This window comes from Shewanella sp. MBTL60-112-B2 (assembly GCF_019655055.1).
In the GTDB taxonomy this organism is placed as follows: domain Bacteria; phylum Pseudomonadota; class Gammaproteobacteria; order Enterobacterales; family Shewanellaceae; genus Shewanella.
In genome coordinates this window covers 29,984-47,667 of record NZ_BPFA01000038.1, presented here as the reverse complement: position 1 = coordinate 47,667, position 17,684 = coordinate 29,984, and the positions used below count along the sequence as shown (strand labels likewise).

The following is a 17,684-nucleotide window of genomic DNA, read 5'->3' as shown; positions in this document are numbered from 1 at the left end:
CGACTTAAAAAGCATTTAGCATCATGCGTAAGCACTTTGCTAAAGGAGCGGTAGTTCAGTTGGTTAGAATACCGGCCTGTCACGCCGGGGGTCGCGGGTTCGAGTCCCGTCCGCTCCGCCAACATTAAGATGAAAGCCTCTGCAGCAATGCAGAGGCTTTTTTCGTTTTGTAATATTTATTAATTTAGTCGTGACGTCGCGGATGAATCCGCCCCAGCTACGCTACGCTTCGCGTTCGTAAGCTCACAGCTATCGCTGTACTCACCCACAAACATTACGATAAGCCCTGCTAGCAATAGCAGGGCTTATCGTATCTCTAATTCATTGGTTTGCTTGTTTTGTAGACGCAATAATTGGGGGGACTGGAGCTTCTACTGCTAATTCCTGACAATGCTGTTATCTAAAATGGGCTCGATGTTCGTTTTTTCACCGATTCTGCTAGACCTATTGTCACTAGATCCTTCCAAGCTTCTTCGATTTGCAACTTTAGGCTACAATAGCTTTTTTCTCCTGAACGATATCCAAATGCCAATCAGCCCACTTTATTCTCTTCAAGACTTTAATACTTTTGCTTTAGCTCATGGTTGTCAGCAATTAGTTCACGCTACAACGTCGGATGTGTTGGTTGATACCTGTTGCAAACTTTATCAAGCTCAACAACCTATGCTTATTTTAGGCGGCGGTAGCAATATTATTTTATGTGAAGATTTTTTAGGTACTGTGGTATTGGTCGAAACTAAGGGTATTGATATTTCAGAGGATGAAATTTATCAGTATCTGGCTGTTGCCGCTGGTGAAAGTTGGCATGATTTAGTTTGTTTTTGCTTAAATAATGGCTTTTCAGGGTTAGAAAATATGGCTTTGATCCCTGGCACTGTAGGGGCTGCGCCAATTCAAAATATAGGCGCTTATGGTGTTGAGTTGAATCGTTTTTGTGATTGGGTCGAATATGCTGATTTAAATAATGGTCAACTAGTACGCTTAAGCGCTGATGAGTGTGAGTTCGGCTATCGTGACTCGGTGTTCAAGAATAGTTTACTCGGTAAAACAGTAATTACTCGGGTAGGTTTTAAGTTTCCAAAAGTCTGGGAACCACAATTAGCTTATGGCCCTCTTAGAAAGTTTGACCCAAAGCAGGTAACACCAAAGCAGGTATTTGATTGTATATGTGAAACTCGCCGAACAAAGCTACCTGATCCTGCGGTGTTAGGAAATGCGGGGAGCTTCTTCAAAAACCCAGTAATTGATACTGTAGAGTTTGAGTCTTTAGTTTCTACTTATCCTGATATGGTTGGCTACCCTCACGGAACAAGCCAAACAAAAGTAGCTGCAGGCTGGTTAATTGATAAAGCGGGTTTGAAAGGTTACCAAATTGGTGGTGCAGCGGTGCATACAGAGCAGGCGCTAGTGTTAATTAATAAAGGTAACGCTACTAGTAATGATGTTTTAGCCTTAGCTAAATCTATTGTTACCAAAATAGAAGATAAATTTAAAATCAGCCTCGAGCCTGAGCCGAGAATGATCACTGCAACTGGCGAAAGGAATTTATAAATGGCTGAGCAATGGAGTCGTAAACGAGAGATCCTATCTGAATTAGCTTCAGGCAAGTTTGTATCCGGTGAAACATTGGCGTCAATTCTTGGGGTGTCCAGAACTGCTGTTAGTAATCATATTGCCGCCTTAGAAGAGTATGGTATCGATATCTATAGTGTTAAGGGTAAAGGTTATCGTTTAAATGGCTCTCTTTCCCTAGTTGATGAGAGCGTGCTTAAGGCCAATATAAGCAATCGTTGCTTTTACTTCGACGAGATCCCAAGTACCAATGCTTTTATTTTAAAGCATGCGGAAGACTTAGTATCCGGGGATATTTGTGTTGCCGAATACCAGTCGGCGGGTAGAGGGCGAAGAGGTCGCGTATGGGTCTCTCCATATGGTTGTCATCTGTATTTCTCCATGTACTGGCAGTTTCCGCAAGGTATGGCGCAGGCGATGGGGTTGAGCCTAGTAGTGGCTTGTTCAATCGTTTCGGTTTTGCAACAGTTAGGTGTTGATGGTGTTGATGGTGTTGGGGTCAAGTGGCCTAATGATATCTACTTAAATAGTAAGAAGCTGGCTGGTGTGTTAATTGAATTGAGTGGCCATACAGATAGTGAATGCAACTTAGTGATTGGCATTGGGCTAAATATGGCCATGGGTGAGCAGCACGCCGCATTAATTGATCAGCCGTGGAGCGATTTAACAGGCTTAGATAGTGTTCCTGATAAAACTGAAATGCTGGTGTTATTGCAAAAGCAGTTACAACTTGATTTAAGTCTGTTTCAAAAGTCGGGTCTTAATCCATTTCAACAGCGCTGGAGTGCCTCAGATATATTCGAAGGACTACCAGTTAAACTACTGATGGGGCACGATGAGGTTCATGGTACATACCGTGGCATCGATGAACAAGGGGCGGTAGTGTTAGAGACTGACTCAGGAAAACAGAGCTTTATTGGCGGCGAGATTAGCCTACGAAAGCTAGGCTAATCTGATGCTTAAGATGAGGTCGTAACCAATTTTTATTTTCTTAAGAGGACTTGGTCCATCATGTGGTCGGGTCCTTTCTGCAGAATAAGGTGCGCTCTTTCACGGGTTGGGAGAATATTTAAGGTTAAATTTGGTCCGTTAATCGTATCCCAAATATTGGAGGCTGTTGCCGTAGCTTCTTGATCATCTAACTTAGAATAATGATGGAAATAAGAGTCTTCTGAGCTAAACGCGCCAGTTCTAAATTGTAAAAACCTATCAACGTACCATTTCTTTAGTAACGATTCGTTAGCATCAACATAAATTGAAAAGTCTACAAAATCAGATACAAAGGGGCGTTGAGTGTCGACCGGTGAATCCTGACCAGTTTGTAATACATTTAAGCCTTCAATAATTAAAATATCAGGCTGACGGATCCATTGCTGCTCGTCTTGAATACGGTCATAAGTAATATGCGAGTATATAGGTGCGCTTACGTTAGGCTCACCAGCTTTAATTGCAGAAATAAACTCAACTAACGCCTTCATATCATAACTTTCAGGAAAGCCTTTACGTTGCAACAAGCCTCGTCGTTTTAGCTCAGCTAATGGATATAAAAAGCCATCTGTAGTGATTAAGTCAACTTTGGGGTGTTCTGGCCAATGGCTCAATAGTGCCTGCAAAATACGCGCTGTAGTACTTTTACCCACGGCAACACTACCGGCAATACTAATAATATATGGGCGTTTAGGTGGAACGTGACCTAAGAACTCATTAAGTGCCAAGCCTCTTTGTTGTTTTGCACCAACATTAAGGTTGAGTAGTCGACTTAAGGGCAGATAAATATCGGTAACTTCAGATAAGGATATTTTTTCATTAATACCACGTAAATCTGCCAAATCATTTTCGCTAAGTGTTAAAGGGACTGATTCTCTTAGTCCTGACCACTGCAAGCGTTGAAATGCGAGGTAAAGAGCATTGTGAATTTGGTTTGATTGCGACATTGCGAAGTTCTCCGTTCAAGAGGGCACAGTACACTATGGAATTATTATGAACAACTGCAATGAAGGTGAGGCTGCTCGCTTTAAACGCTAATAGGCTTTAAAAGCTTTAAAAGTGTACGCCAAAGGGGCGTAAAGCGTAAAAAAGCATCGTTTGATGGCTTTTTTTAAGAAAATTTCACTTTTGCTATTGCACTTAGGCGAACATTTCCATAATATCCGCTACCGAAATGACACGCCGGCATAGCTCAGTTGGTAGAGCAACTGACTTGTAATCAGTAGGTCCCGAGTTCGACTCTTGGTGCCGGCACCATTTTCTCTGGAGGGGTTCCCGAGTGGCCAAAGGGATCAGACTGTAAATCTGACGGCTCAGCCTTCGAAGGTTCGAATCCTTCTCCCTCCACCATATTCTAGGTAGTTAGGTAACCTGAAGTAGGTTCCGCGGATGTCGTATAATGGTATTACTCCAGCCTTCCAAGCTGATAACGCGGGTTCGATTCCCGCCATCCGCTCCAAAATCTTGCTGATAATACTTAATCAGTAGAAAGCACCCGAATAGGGTGCTTTTTCCAGTTTAAGACTACCTATCAGCACCAGCCTGCTTCTTGCCAATCTAATTATCTTACTAACCGATTCGATGACATTTCTTATGCATCGGATTTTTTGCTATATGCAGTTTCATCACCAAATACTTTGGATTGGGGCAATACCATGGCTAAAGAAAAATTTGAACGCGTAAAACCACATGTTAACGTGGGCACCATTGGTCACGTTGACCATGGTAAAACAACTCTAACTGCTGCTATCTCAGCTGTATTGACCAAGGCCTTTGGTGGTACTGTACGTGATTTCGCACAGATCGATAACGCTCCAGAAGAGCGTGAGCGCGGTATTACAATTAATACTTCTCACATCGAGTACGATACACCTGCACGTCACTACGCACACGTAGACTGTCCAGGTCACGCCGATTATGTTAAAAACATGATCACTGGTGCTGCACAGATGGACGGCGCTATCCTAGTAGTTGCTTCTACAGATGGTCCAATGCCACAAACACGTGAGCACATCCTGCTTTCACGTCAGGTTGGCGTTCCATTCATCATCGTATTCATGAACAAGTGTGACATGGTTGATGACGAAGAACTTCTAGAACTAGTAGAAATGGAAGTTCGTGAACTTCTTTCTGAGTACGACTTCCCAGGTGATGACTTACCAGTTATCCAGGGTTCTGCTCTTAAAGCTCTTGAAGGCGAGCCAGAGTGGGAAGCTAAGATCCTAGAACTAGCTGAAGCTCTAGATACTTACATTCCTGAGCCAGAGCGTGCTATCGACGGTGCATTCATTCTTCCAATCGAAGATGTTTTCTCAATCGCTGGTCGTGGTACTGTTGTTACTGGTCGTGTAGAGCGCGGTATCATCAAAGTTGGTGAAGAAGTAGAAATCGTTGGTATCAAAGATACTACTAAGTCTACTTGTACTGGTGTTGAAATGTTCCGTAAGCTTCTTGACGAAGGTCGTGCTGGCGAGAACTGTGGTGTTCTTCTACGTGGTATCAAGCGTGAAGACGTTGAACGTGGTCAAGTACTAGCTGCTCCAGGTTCAATCACTCCACACACTACTTTCAAGTCAGAAATCTATGTTCTGTCTAAAGAAGAAGGTGGACGTCACACTCCATTCTTCAAAGGCTACCGTCCACAGTTCTACTTCCGTACAACTGACGTAACCGGTACTATCGAATTGCCAGAAGGCGTTGAGATGGTAATGCCTGGTGACAACGTAGCTATGACTGTTACTCTAATCTGCCCAATCGCGATGGACGAAGGTTTACGCTTCGCTATCCGTGAAGGTGGCCGTACAGTTGGTGCTGGTGTTGTAGCTGAGATTGTTGCTTAATTAGCAACGAGTCTTAACTCGATACTGAAAGAGGCAGCTTAGGCTGCCTTTTTTGTTTTTATTGTATTTAGGTTTAATTTGTTAGTGAAGCTGGGCTTTGTATTCTTGCCAAATAAGTGGAATAAGAATACAATCTATGACCGATTTTTGACTCGTTGATTATACTTTAACAAGAGTATGTTTGACGGTTGCCAGTTCGGATAGCGAGTCTGACTGAATTTTTCACTGAGCAAAATGCTATTTCTATAGTGTCACTTGTCTCAGAACGTAGTGAGTAACGGAATTAACCGATGACAACAAATACTGAAAGCCAGGGTAACTCTCTGGATATCGTAAAGTGGGGCCTAGTAGTAATCTTGTTGGCTGCTGCAATTATTGGCAATCAATATTTTAATGAACAGAGTGTCGTTGTTCGCGCCCTAGGTGTAATAGTGACCTTTGCCATTGCTGGTTTCATCGCGTTGCAAACAGAAAAAGGCAAGCAAGCTTTAACTTTTGCTCGTGAATCACAGATTGAAGTTCGTAAAGTGGTTTGGCCTACGCGTCAAGAAGCACTCAATACAACTTTTATTGTATTAGCTGCAACAGCCGTTTTAGGTTTAATCCTTTGGGGCCTAGATGCAGTATTGCTTAGAATTGTTAATTTTATTACAGGCGTATAGGCATTAAGTATGACTGAAGCTACTGAAGCTAAAAAGAGATGGTATGTAATTCAAGCGTTTTCCGGCTATGAAGGCCGTGTATGCAAAACCTTGCTTGAACATATCAGAATGCACGAAATGGAAGCTTACTTTGGTGAGGTTCTTGTTCCTACTGAAGAAGTAGTTGAAATGCGTGCAGGCCAACGTCGTAAGAGCGAACGTAAATTCTTCCCTGGCTATGTACTAGTGCAGATGGAAATGAATGATGAAAGCTGGCACTTGGTTAAGAGTATTCCACGTGTAATGGGCTTCATCGGTGGTACGTCTGATCGTCCTGCCCCTATTTCTGATAAAGAAGCTGATGCAATTCTTCAGCGTCTTCAAGAAACTACTGAGTCTCCAACGCATCGCGTTATGTTCGAGCCTGGTGAAGTTGTTCGTGTTACTGACGGACCTTTTGCTGACTTCAACGGTACTGTTGAAGAAGTGGATTACGAGAAGAACCGCGTTAAGGTTTCTGTGATGATCTTCGGTCGCTCGACTCCAGTAGAACTTGATTTTAGTCAGATTGAAAAAAGCTGATTAAATAAAGCACAAATTTTATTTGAAATGGGTGTGAATTTATATATAATTCGCACCCATATTTTTCGGGGAGCTTTTCGGCATAGTGTTGATAGCGTTTGTACCCAAACTTGAGGAAATGTCTCATGGCAAAGAAAGTTGATGGTTACATCAAACTACAAGTTGCAGCCGGTGCTGCAAACCCGTCGCCACCAGTTGGCCCAGCATTGGGTCAGAAAGGTGTTAACATCATGGAATTCTGTAAAGCATTCAACGCTCGTACTGAAAAGTTCGAGAAAGGTATGCCAATTCCTGTAGTTATCACTGTTTACTCTGATCGCTCTTTCACTTTCGAAACTAAGACTCCACCTGCGTCTTTCCTACTGCTTAAAGCAGCTGGTCTGAAATCAGGTTCTGGCCGTCCTAACACTGAAAAAGTGGGAACTATCAAGCGTAGCGCTGTCCAGGAAATTGCTGAGACTAAAGCCGCTGATATGACTGGTGCTGATATTGAAGCGATGACTCGCTCAATTGAAGGTACTGCGCGTTCAATGGGTTTGGTAGTAGAGGACTAATATAATGGCAAAGCTAACTAAACGCGCTCGTCTAATTCGCGAGAAAGTTGAAGCGACTAAAAGCTACGACATCAATGAAGCTGTTGCACTACTTAAAGAACTAGCTACTGCTAAGTTCCTTGAAAGTGTTGACGTTGCGGTTAACCTTGGTGTTGACCCACGTAAATCTGACCAAAACGTTCGTGGCGCTACTGTGCTACCACACGGTACTGGTCGTGACGTACGTGTTGCTGTGTTCACTCAAGGTGCTAACGCTGAAGCTGCTAAAGAAGCTGGTGCTGAGCTTGTTGGTATGGACGAGCTTGCTGCGCAGATTAAAGCTGGCGAAATGAACTTCGACGTAGTTATCGCATCTCCTGATGCAATGCGCGTTGTTGGTATGTTAGGTCAAATCTTAGGCCCACGCGGTCTAATGCCTAACCCAAAAACTGGTACTGTAACGCCAAACGTTGCTGAAGCAGTTAAGAACGCTAAAGCGGGTCAAATCCGTTACCGTAACGATAAGAACGGTATCATCCACACTACTATCGGTAAAGTGGACTTTGAACCAGCTCAACTTAAAGAAAACTTAGAAGCACTACTTGGCGCACTTAAGAAAGCCAAGCCAGCTGCTGCTAAAGGCGTTTTCATTAAGAAAGTAAGCATCTCTACCACTATGGGTGCAGGTGTTGCGGTTGACCAGGGTACTCTGGAAGACGCAAAGTAAATTTACAACGCGTGCGTATTAGTCTATAATGCGCGCACTTTGTAGGGTTGGGGCTATGATTTAACCTTTTAGGTTAATAAGTAGTCTCCGTCCAAGACCGTAGGTGTTTGTTCAAGTAACTAACTTAATTTCCTGCGTAGACGGTGTCGGACCCAGATAGATTTTTGTCTGCTGGAATTTTTCGCGCCGTAAGTCGCTAGGTATCAATAGATACTTAGCATGGTAATTGCTAGGGAGTTTTCCCTAGATAGAATCCAGGAGTATACCAATGGCGTTAGGACTCGAAGACAAAAAAGCGATTGTTGCTGAAGTCAACGAAGCTGCCAAAGGTGCTTTATCTGCAGTTGTAGCCGATTCTCGCGGTGTTACTGTAGCTAATATGACTGGTCTGCGTAAAGCAGCTCGTGAAGCCGGAGTGTACATTCGTGTTGTACGTAACACTCTTGTTAAGCGTGCTGTAGCTGGTACTGATTTTGAGTGCTTAAGCGATACGTTTACTGGTCCTACTTTGATTGCATTCTCTTCTGAGCACCCAGGTGCAGCTGCGCGTCTTCTTAAAGATTTCGCTAAAGCGCAAGAGAAATTTGAAATCAAAGCAGCAGCCTTTGAAGGGGAATTAATCCCTGCAGAAAATATTGATCGTTTAGCAAAACTACCAACTTACGAAGAAGCACTAGCTCAGTTCATGATGACTCTAAAAGAAGCATCTGCTGGCAAGTTCGTTCGTACATTGGCCGCTCTACGCGATCAGAAAGAAGCAGCTTAATAATTTTATTAGCCGCTTAATTAAAATTGAATTCAGTACAATTAGGAATTTTTGTTATGTCTATCACTAAAGACCAAATTTTAGAAGCTCTTGCAGCAATGTCTGTAATGGAAGTTGTTGAACTAATCGAAGCAATGGAAGAGAAGTTCGGCGTTTCTGCTGCTGCTGCAGTTGTTTCAGGTGGTGGCGATGCTGCTGCTGCTGAAGAGAAAACAGAATTCGACGTAGTTCTTACTTCTCACGGCGACAACAAAGTTGCAGTAATTAAAGCTCTTCGTGGCGCTACAGGTCTAGGCCTGAAAGAAGCTAAAGCTATGGCTGAATCTGCTCCAGTAGCAGTTAAAGAAGCTATCACTAAAGAAGAAGCTGAAGCTCTTAAGACTGATCTAGAAGCGGCTGGTGCTGCAGTAGAGATCAAGTAAGTTATACTATAACTTACAACCTCCCGAGTAATCGGGCGGAGGCTGGCGGTTTTTTAACCGTCGGCCTTTTTTGCGCTGTAAGCGCAGGCGATTTTTTTTTCACCGTTTATCGCCAGATTTCGCAGTCCCTAGCAGAGATTACTGGTTAGGTTCTTGCTTTCAACGGTGATGGGCAAACGCGCTGTTTCAACAGTTAAGTTGATTCAGTCTTGGTCACATCTCGCAATCAGAGGAAACCCATGGTTTACTCCTATTCTGAAAAGAAGCGTATTCGCAAAGACTTTGGTAAACGTCCACGTGTTCTGGACATCCCTTACCTTTTGTCAATCCAGTTGGACTCTTTTAAAAAGTTCACAGATCAAGATCCTACAGGTGAGCGCGGTTTTGAAGCTGCTTTCCGTAGCGTTTTTCCCATCAAGAGCTTTTCTGGTAATTCTGAGCTGCAATATGTCAGTTACAAACTAGGCGAGCCAGTTTTTGATGTGAAAGAGTGTCAAATCCGCGGTGTTACATACTCTGCGCCACTACGTGTTAAATTGCGTATGGTTCTGTATGACCGTGAAGCGGCACCTGGCACAGTAAAAGACATCAAAGAACAAGAAGTCTATATGGGGGATATCCCTCTTATGACTGACAACGGTACCTTTGTTATCAATGGTACTGAGCGTGTAATCGTATCTCAGCTACACCGTAGCCCGGGCGTATTCTTTGATCATGACCGTGGTAAAACCCACTCTTCAGGTAAGGTGCTGTATAACGCACGTATTATTCCTTACCGTGGTTCATGGTTAGACTTTGAATTCGATCCGAAAGATGCATTGTTTGTTCGTATTGACCGCCGTCGTAAGCTAGCGGCATCGATCATTCTGCGCGCTTTAGATTATTCAACTCAAGATATCCTTGACCTGTTCTTCGATCGCGTAAACTTTAAGATCAAGAAAGATTCATTAGTAATGGATCTAGTTGCTGACCGTCTACGTGGCGAGACTGCAAGCTATGATATTAAAGACGCTGAAGGCACTGTTCTAGTTGAGAAGGGTCGTCGCATCACTGCACGTCACATTCGTCAACTTGAAAAGTCAAACACAACTGAACTTGAAGTTCCAGTTGAATACATCGCTGGTAAGATTTCTGGACAAGATTATATCGATCCAGATACAGGCGAAGTATTGGTTTCTGCAAACGCAGAAATTAGCCTAGAAGATCTAGCTAAGCTATCTATGGCTGGCATCAAAGAGATCAGCACTCTGTATATCAACGAACTTGATAACGGTGCTTACATCTCTGACACATTACGTATTGATTCAACAACTAACCGCCTAGAAGCGCTAGTTGAAATCTACCGTATGATGCGTCCAGGCGAGCCACCAACCAAAGATGCAGCAGAAGCGCTATTCAATAACCTATTCTTCAGCGAAGAACGTTATGATCTATCTAAAGTAGGTCGTATGAAGTTCAACCGTCGTCTAGGTATTGATGATGACGAAGGCACTGGTATCCTAACTAAAGAAGATATCGTTGCTGTGATGAAGAACATCATCGCCATCCGTAACGGTTTGGACGAAGTGGATGATATCGATCACCTAGGTAACCGTCGTATTCGTAGCGTTGGTGAAATGGCTGAAAACCAGTTCCGTGTTGGTCTAGTTCGTGTAGAACGTGCCGTACGTGAGCGTTTGAGCCTTGGCGATCTAAATGAGCTTATGCCTCAAGATCTGATCAACGCTAAGCCTATTTCTGCAGCTGTTAAAGAATTCTTTGGCTCTTCACAGCTTTCACAGTTCATGGACCAAAACAACCCATTGTCAGAAGTTACGCATAAGCGTCGTATTTCTGCTCTAGGTCCTGGTGGTCTAACACGTGAACGTGCTGGTTTCGAAGTTCGAGACGTACACCCGACTCACTACGGTCGTCTATGTCCAATCGAAACGCCAGAAGGTCCAAACATTGGTTTGATCAACTCGTTGTCAACCTTTGCTCGTACTAACAACTATGGCTTCCTAGAAACACCTTACCGTAAGGTTATCGATGGTGTGGTTACTGATGAGGTAGATTACCTTTCAGCAATCGAAGAAGGTCGTTACGTTATTGCACAGGCAATCGTTAGCTTAGACGAAAACGGTCGTATGATGGATGATCTTATCGCATGTCGTCATAAGGGTGATTCTACCTTTATGGGTGCTGCTGATATCCAATATATGGACGTTTCACCACAACAGATCATTTCTGTTGCGGCATCGCTAATTCCGTTCCTAGAACACGATGACGCGAACCGTGCATTGATGGGGGCGAACATGCAACGTCAGGCAGTTCCAACACTTAAGGCTGATAAGCCTCTAGTTGGTACTGGTATTGAACGTACACTTGCTGTTGACTCAGGCGTGGTTGTTGCTGCTAAGCGTGGTGGTTATGTTGACTACGTAGATGCTAGCCGTATCGTTGTTAAGGTTGACGAATCTGAATTGACTCCAGGTGAAGCTGGTATCGATATCTACAACTTGACTAAGTACACGCGTTCTAACCAGAACACATGTATTAACCAACGTCCATGTTGTAGCGTAGGCGATCCAGTTGTTCGTGGTGACGTACTAGCCGATGGCCCATCTACCGACTTAGGTGATTTGGCTCTTGGTCAGAACATGCGTATCGCGTTCATGCCTTGGAATGGTTACAACTTCGAAGACTCGATCTTAATCTCTGAGCGTGTAGCTCAAGAAGACCGTTTCACAACTATCCACATTCAGGAGCTTTCATGTATCGCTCGTGATACTAAGCTGGGTAGTGAAGAGATCACTGCTGATATTCCAAACGTTGGTGAGTCTGCGCTTTCTAAGCTAGATGAATCAGGTATCGTTTATATCGGTGCAGAAGTTAAGGGTGGCGACATCCTAGTTGGTAAAGTGACCCCTAAAGGTGAAACTCAGCTGACTCCAGAAGAGAAACTTCTCCGTGCAATCTTCGGCGAAAAAGCCTCTGACGTTAAAGACAGCTCTCTACGCGTACCTAACTCTGTTAAAGGTACTATCATCGACGTACAAGTATTTACTCGTGACGGCGTTGAGAAAGACAAGCGTGCTGTAGAAATCGAAGAGATGCATATCGCTCAGGCGAAGAAGGATTTGACTGAAGAGTTCCAAATTCTTGAAGAAGGTGTTCTTGGTCGTGCTCGCAACCTATTACTAGGTGCTGGTTTCGATGAAGCGCAACTTAATGCAATTCCACGTTCACAATTGTTGGTTCAAACCATCGATGATGAAGGTAAGCAAACTGAGCTAGAACAACTAGCTGAGCAAGCGGAAGAGCTAAAAGCCGATTTCGATAAGAAGTTTGAAATTAAGCGTCGCAAGATCACTCAAGGTGATGATTTAGCACCTGGCGTACTTAAGATCGTTAAGGTTTACCTTGCGGTTAAGCGTACTATCCAGCCTGGTGATAAGATGGCGGGTCGTCACGGTAACAAGGGTGTAATCTCTAAGATTTGTCCTGTTGAAGACATGCCTTACGACGAAAAGGGTAACCCAGTAGATATCGTATTGAATCCACTAGGTGTACCTTCACGTATGAACATCGGTCAGGTACTTGAAGTTCATATGGGTGCTGCAGCTAAAGGCATCGGTAATCGTATTACTGAAATGCTGGAAGAGCAGCGCGAATTGGCAGAACTTCGCGGATACATCAAGCAAGTTTATGACTTAGGTGACGAAGTGCAGCAGCGCGTTGACATCGATACATTTACTGATGATGAAATCTTGCGTCTTGCTAAAAACCTAAAAGGCGGTGTACCGATTGCTACACCTGCGTTTGATGGTGCCAAAGAGAAAGAGATCAAGCAGATGCTTGAGCTTGCAGGCTTGCCACAATCAGGTCAGTTAACACTGATTGATGGTCGTACTGGTAATGAGTTTGAGCGTAAAGTAACCGTAGGTTACATGTATATGCTAAAACTTAACCACTTGGTTGATGATAAGATGCACGCCCGTTCTACCGGTTCGTACAGCCTTGTTACTCAGCAACCATTGGGTGGTAAAGCACAGTTCGGTGGTCAGCGTTTCGGTGAGATGGAAGTGTGGGCACTAGAAGCTTATGGTGCTGCATATACTCTTCAGGAAATGCTAACCGTTAAGTCGGACGATGTGAACGGTCGTACTCAGATGTATAAGAACATCGTCGACGGTAACCATCAGATGCAACCAGGTATGCCTGAATCTTTCAACGTATTGTTGAAAGAGATCCGTTCACTCGGTATTAATATCGAGTTGGATCAAAAGTAACACTTGGTTACAGCCTCTATGGCAAAAGAAATTGGTGCTCTGCATTTTGCAGGGCACCCGGTTTAACTCCTTCAGGAGAGAAACGTGAAAGACTTATTAAAGTTTCTGAAACAGCAAAGCAAGACTGAAGAATTTGAAGGTATCAAGATTGGCCTAGCGTCGCCTGATCTGATCCGCTCTTGGTCTTTTGGTGAAGTTAAGAAGCCAGAAACCATTAACTACCGTACATTTAAGCCAGAGCGTGAAGGCTTATTCTGTGCGCGTATTTTTGGTCCAGTAAAAGATTACGAATGTTTATGCGGTAAGTATAAGCGTCTTAAGCACCGTGGTGTGATCTGTGAAAAGTGTGGCGTTGAAGTTACACAGACTAAAGTACGTCGTGAGCGTATGGGTCACATCGATCTTGCTAGCCCAGTTGCACACATTTGGTTCTTGAAGTCACTTCCGTCTCGTATCGGTTTGATGCTAGACATGACTCTTCGTGATATCGAACGTGTACTTTACTTCGAATCTTTCGTAGTAATCGAGCCTGGCATGACCAGTCTTGAACGCGGCCAAATGCTAACAGAAGAAAACTATCTGGATGCATTGGAAGAGTACGGTGATGAATTCGATGCCAAGATGGGTGCTGAAGCAGTTCTAGAATTGCTACGTGCTATCGATCTTGAAAAAGAAATTGAAATGATGCGCGAAGAATTGCCATCTATCAATTCTGAAACTCGTCGTAAGAAAGTCACTAAGCGTCTTAAGCTTATTGAGGCATTCTTCACTTCAGGTAACAAGCCTGAGTGGATGATCCTTAAAGTGCTACCGGTTCTGCCACCAGATCTACGTCCTCTAGTTCCACTAGATGGCGGACGTTTTGCTACGTCTGATTTGAACGACCTTTACCGTCGTGTAATCAACCGTAACAACCGTCTAAAGCGTCTGTTAGATCTAGCTGCTCCAGACATCATCGTACGTAACGAAAAGCGTATGTTGCAAGAGTCTGTTGATGCGCTATTAGATAACGGTCGTCGTGGTCGTGCTATTACAGGTTCTAACAAGCGTCCGCTTAAATCTTTGGCCGATATGATCAAAGGTAAGCAAGGTCGTTTCCGTCAGAACTTGCTAGGTAAGCGTGTTGACTATTCTGGTCGTTCGGTAATTACCGTAGGTCCAACTTTACGTCTACACCAGTGTGGTCTTCCTAAGAAGATGGCACTTGAGCTATTCAAGCCATTCATCTATGGCAAGCTAGAAGGTCGTGGCTTAGCTACAACTATTAAAGCTGCTAAGAAGATGGTTGAACGCGAAGTTCCAGAAGTTTGGGACGTGCTAGATGACGTGATCCGCGAACACCCAGTGATGCTTAACCGTGCACCAACACTGCACAGACTAGGTATCCAGGCATTTGAGCCAGTACTAATCGAAGGTAAAGCGATTCAGCTTCACCCATTGGTTTGTGCGGCATACAACGCCGACTTCGACGGTGACCAAATGGCTGTTCACGTGCCACTAACGCTTGAAGCGCAGTTAGAAGCACGTTCACTAATGATGTCTACCAACAACATCCTTTCACCTGCAAACGGTGAGCCGGTGATTACACCATCACAGGACGTTGTATTGGGTCTTTACTACACTAGCCGTGAGCGTATCAACGGCAAGGGTGAAGGCATGGCATTCTCTGATGTGGCTGAAGCTGAAAAAGCTTACCGCACAGGAGTGGCTGAGCTACATGCTCGCGTTAAGGTACGTATCACCGAAACGACGACCAATGAAGCTGGCGAAAAAGTTAAGACACGTCGTATCGTTGATACAACGGTTGGACGTGCATTGCTTTCACAGATCTTACCGAAAGGTCTTTCTTATGATTTGGTTAACCAAAACATGGGTAAGAAGCAGATCTCTAAGCTATTGAACACTTGTTACCGTCAACTAGGTCTTAAAGATACAGTTATCTTTGCTGACCAATTGATGTATACAGGTTTCCACTTTGCAACTATCTCTGGTGCCTCTGTAGGTATCGACGATATGGTTATTCCAGATCTTAAGTACACGCTAGTAGCGGATGCTGAAGCGGAAGTTCTTGAAATTCAAGAGCAGTTCCAATCTGGTCTAGTAACAGCCGGTGAGCGTTACAACAAAGTAATCGATATCTGGGCAAGCGCGAACGAAAAAGTTTCTAAAGCGATGATGGAAAACCTGTCAAAAGAGACAGTGATTAACCGTGATGGCGAAGAAGAAACACAAGAATCGTTCAACAGCATCTACATGATGGCCGACTCAGGCGCTCGTGGTAGTGCTGCACAGATTCGTCAGTTGGCCGGTATGCGTGGTCTGATGGCTAAGCCAGATGGCTCAATCATCGAAACCCCAATTGTGGCTAACTTCCGTGAAGGTCTAAACGTATCTCAGTACTTTATTTCTACTCACGGTGCGCGTAAAGGTCTTGCGGATACGGCATTGAAGACAGCTAACTCTGGTTACCTGACTCGTCGTCTAGTAGACGTTGCGCAAGATTTAGTTGTAATCGAAGATGACTGTGGAACGTTCGAAGGTCTAACTATGAAGCCGCTTATTGAAGGTGGTGATGTAGTTGAGCCGTTACGTGAACGTGTTCTAGGTCGTGTTGTTGCACAAGATGTGTTCAAGCCTGGTACTGAAGAAGTACTTGTGCCACGTAACACGCTTCTTGACGAAGCATGGTGTGACATCGTTGAAGACAACTCTATCGATGAAATGATTGTTCGCTCAGTAATTAGCTGTGATACAGACTTCGGTGTGTGTAAAGCTTGTTACGGTCGTGATTTGGCTCGTGGCCATATCATTAACCAAGGTGAAGCGATTGGTGTTGTTGCTGCTCAGTCAATTGGTGAGCCAGGAACACAGCTTACGATGCGTACTTTCCACATCGGTGGTGCGGCATCTCGAGCTTCAGCTGAGAACAACGTTCAAGTTAAGAACTCTGGTACGCTTAAGTTACACAACGCTAAGTATGTAACTAACAGTAACGGTAAGCTTGTAATCGTATCTCGTTCTTCTGAGCTAGCTATTATTGATGAGCTAGGTCGTGAGAAAGAGCGTTATAAGGTTCCTTACGGTACAGTTCTAGAGAAATTGGAAGATGACGGTGTATCTGCTGGCGAAATTATCGCTAAGTGGGATCCGCATACTCACCCAATTATTTCTGAAGTAGCAGGTAGTATTAAGTTCGTAGATATGATTGAAGGTGTCACAATGACACGTCAAACAGACGAACTAACTGGTCTGTCTTCAATCGTAGTGCTTGAAGTTGGTCAACGTCCAACAGCTGGTAAAGAGATGCGTCCTATGATCCGTCTTGTTGCTGCTGATGGTGGCGACTTGATGATTCCTGGTACTGAAGTACCGGCGCAATACTTCTTGCCTGGTCACGCGATTGTGAATCTTGACGATAACGCACCAATTAACGTTGGTGATGCATTAGCACGTATTCCTCAAGAATCTTCGAAGACTCGCGATATTACCGGTGGTCTACCGCGCGTAGCCGACTTGTTCGAAGCGCGTAAGCCAAAAGAGCCTGCAATTCTTGCTGAAGTATCGGGTACTATCTCGTTCGGTAAAGAAACCAAAGGTAAGCGTCGTCTAGTTATCACCCCAGCTGATGGTGGTGAGCACTACGAAGAGATGATTCCTAAGTGGCGTAACCTAAACGTGTTCGAAGGTGAGAAAGTTGAACGCGGTGAAGTTATTGCTGATGGTCCAGAAGCAGCGCACGACATTCTACGTCTACGTGGTATCCACAATGTGGCTAACTACATCGTGAATGAAGTACAGGACGTTTACCGTCTACAGGGCGTTAAGATCAACGATAAGCACATTGAGGTGATCATTCGCCAGATGCTGCGTAAGTGTGAGATCGTAGACGCTGGTGACAGTGAATTCCTACCGGGTGAACAAGCTGAAGTATCACGTGTTAAGATCGCTAACCGCGAACTTGAAGCACAGGGTAAGCAGCCTGCGACATTCGAACGTGAACTTCTTGGTATTACTAAGGCGTCACTTGCGACTGAATCGTTCATCTCTGCAGCATCGTTCCAGGAGACCACTCGTGTTCTTACTGAAGCAGCTGTTGGCGGTAAGAGCGATAAGTTACGTGGCTTGAAAGAGAACGTAATCGTTGGTCGTCTAATCCCTGCTGGTACGGGTTACTCATACCACCAGAAGCGTGCTGAAGCTGCAGTTAAACCTGCTGCTGAAGAAGCACCAGCGATTAGTGCAAGCGAAGCTGAGCAGAACCTTGCTGATTTGCTAAATCTAGCTGGAAGCAACGATTAATTCGGTGCTAAAAAGTAAATAGATTGTAAAAAAGGCGCTTTTGG

The 17,684-nt window shown here is 44.2% G+C and carries 12 protein-coding genes and 4 tRNA genes; 15 read left to right on the top strand and 1 reads right to left on the bottom strand.

Going from position 1 to position 17,684, the window contains the following annotated elements; translation table 11 throughout:
• Positions 1 to 44: 44 nt before the first annotated feature.
• The 3 genes from K5Q73_RS18970 to birA all read left to right on the top strand — a co-directional run bounded on the left by K5Q73_RS18970 (position 45) and on the right by birA (position 2,523).
• Positions 45 to 121 (top strand) — tRNA-Asp (locus tag K5Q73_RS18970).
• Positions 122 to 525: 404 nt separating this feature from the next.
• Entirely contained in the window at positions 526 to 1,551 is a 1,026-nt protein-coding gene (gene murB / locus K5Q73_RS18965; RefSeq protein ID WP_220765533.1) for a UDP-N-acetylmuramate dehydrogenase, read from the top strand.
• Positions 1,552 to 2,523 carry a bifunctional biotin--[acetyl-CoA-carboxylase] ligase/biotin operon repressor BirA gene (gene birA / locus K5Q73_RS18960; protein WP_220765532.1) on the top strand — a complete coding sequence of 324 codons (972 nt, stop codon included), beginning with the start codon at positions 1,552 to 1,554 and terminating at the stop codon, positions 2,521 to 2,523. It abuts the gene before it with no gap.
• 32 nt (positions 2,524 to 2,555) lie between these two features.
• Here birA and coaA read toward each other — a convergent pair whose 3' ends face one another.
• Positions 2,556 to 3,506: a type I pantothenate kinase gene (gene coaA / locus K5Q73_RS18955; protein ID WP_220765531.1), complete on the bottom strand. Its 951-nt coding sequence runs from the start codon at positions 3,504 to 3,506 to the stop codon at positions 2,556 to 2,558.
• Positions 3,507 to 3,740: 234 nt separating this feature from the next.
• On the opposite strand from coaA, the gene K5Q73_RS18950 reads away from it, so the two are divergent.
• The 12 genes from K5Q73_RS18950 to rpoC all read left to right on the top strand — a co-directional run bounded on the left by K5Q73_RS18950 (position 3,741) and on the right by rpoC (position 17,640).
• Positions 3,741 to 3,816 (top strand) — tRNA-Thr (locus K5Q73_RS18950).
• Between the two features lie 8 nt (positions 3,817 to 3,824).
• Positions 3,825 to 3,909 (top strand) — tRNA-Tyr (locus K5Q73_RS18945).
• Positions 3,910 to 3,944: 35 nt separating this feature from the next.
• Positions 3,945 to 4,018 (top strand) — tRNA-Gly (locus K5Q73_RS18940).
• 196 nt (positions 4,019 to 4,214) lie between these two features.
• Complete coding sequence (tuf, locus tag K5Q73_RS18935; RefSeq protein ID WP_220765530.1) at positions 4,215 to 5,399, top strand: elongation factor Tu; 1,185 nt, start codon at positions 4,215 to 4,217, stop codon at positions 5,397 to 5,399.
• A gap of 290 nt (positions 5,400 to 5,689) precedes the next feature.
• Complete coding sequence (gene secE, locus K5Q73_RS18930) at positions 5,690 to 6,061, top strand: preprotein translocase subunit SecE (protein ID WP_220765529.1); 372 nt, start codon at positions 5,690 to 5,692, stop codon at positions 6,059 to 6,061.
• Positions 6,062 to 6,070: 9 nt separating this feature from the next.
• Positions 6,071 to 6,622 (top strand): transcription termination/antitermination protein NusG, encoded by a 552-nt coding sequence (gene nusG, locus K5Q73_RS18925; protein ID WP_012279191.1) that lies wholly within the window; start codon positions 6,071 to 6,073, stop codon positions 6,620 to 6,622.
• A gap of 125 nt (positions 6,623 to 6,747) precedes the next feature.
• Positions 6,748 to 7,176 (top strand): 50S ribosomal protein L11, encoded by a 429-nt coding sequence (gene rplK / locus K5Q73_RS18920; RefSeq protein ID WP_012153448.1) that lies wholly within the window; start codon positions 6,748 to 6,750, stop codon positions 7,174 to 7,176.
• A gap of 4 nt (positions 7,177 to 7,180) precedes the next feature.
• Positions 7,181 to 7,882 carry a 50S ribosomal protein L1 gene (rplA, locus tag K5Q73_RS18915; RefSeq protein ID WP_220765528.1) on the top strand — a complete coding sequence of 234 codons (702 nt, stop codon included), beginning with the start codon at positions 7,181 to 7,183 and terminating at the stop codon, positions 7,880 to 7,882.
• A 268-nt stretch (positions 7,883 to 8,150) separates the two neighbouring features.
• The gene (gene rplJ / locus K5Q73_RS18910; protein ID WP_012153450.1) at positions 8,151 to 8,648 is read left to right on the top strand and encodes a 50S ribosomal protein L10; all 498 of its coding nucleotides are present in this window, start codon (positions 8,151 to 8,153) and stop codon (positions 8,646 to 8,648) included.
• 56 nt (positions 8,649 to 8,704) lie between these two features.
• Entirely contained in the window at positions 8,705 to 9,070 is a 366-nt protein-coding gene (gene rplL, locus K5Q73_RS18905; RefSeq protein ID WP_220765527.1) for a 50S ribosomal protein L7/L12, read from the top strand.
• 239 nt (positions 9,071 to 9,309) lie between these two features.
• A complete protein-coding gene (gene rpoB / locus K5Q73_RS18900) occupies positions 9,310 to 13,341 on the top strand; it encodes a DNA-directed RNA polymerase subunit beta (protein WP_220765526.1) in 4,032 nt (1,343 codons plus the stop codon).
• 84 nt (positions 13,342 to 13,425) lie between these two features.
• Positions 13,426 to 17,640 (top strand): DNA-directed RNA polymerase subunit beta', encoded by a 4,215-nt coding sequence (gene rpoC / locus K5Q73_RS18895; protein WP_220765525.1) that lies wholly within the window; start codon positions 13,426 to 13,428, stop codon positions 17,638 to 17,640.
• Positions 17,641 to 17,684 lie beyond the last annotated feature (44 nt).

Coding starts and splice junctions, on each gene's coding strand:
- murB (WP_220765533.1), top strand. CDS start 526: ATGCCAATCAGCCCACTTTATTCTCTTCAAGACTTTAATACTTTTGCT.
- birA (WP_220765532.1), top strand. CDS start 1,552: ATGGCTGAGCAATGGAGTCGTAAACGAGAGATCCTATCTGAATTAGCT.
- coaA (WP_220765531.1), bottom strand. CDS start 3,506: ATGTCGCAATCAAACCAAATTCACAATGCTCTTTACCTCGCATTTCAA.
- tuf (WP_220765530.1), top strand. CDS start 4,215: ATGGCTAAAGAAAAATTTGAACGCGTAAAACCACATGTTAACGTGGGC.
- secE (WP_220765529.1), top strand. CDS start 5,690: ATGACAACAAATACTGAAAGCCAGGGTAACTCTCTGGATATCGTAAAG.
- nusG (WP_012279191.1), top strand. CDS start 6,071: ATGACTGAAGCTACTGAAGCTAAAAAGAGATGGTATGTAATTCAAGCG.
- rplK (WP_012153448.1), top strand. CDS start 6,748: ATGGCAAAGAAAGTTGATGGTTACATCAAACTACAAGTTGCAGCCGGT.
- rplA (WP_220765528.1), top strand. CDS start 7,181: ATGGCAAAGCTAACTAAACGCGCTCGTCTAATTCGCGAGAAAGTTGAA.
- rplJ (WP_012153450.1), top strand. CDS start 8,151: ATGGCGTTAGGACTCGAAGACAAAAAAGCGATTGTTGCTGAAGTCAAC.
- rplL (WP_220765527.1), top strand. CDS start 8,705: ATGTCTATCACTAAAGACCAAATTTTAGAAGCTCTTGCAGCAATGTCT.
- rpoB (WP_220765526.1), top strand. CDS start 9,310: ATGGTTTACTCCTATTCTGAAAAGAAGCGTATTCGCAAAGACTTTGGT.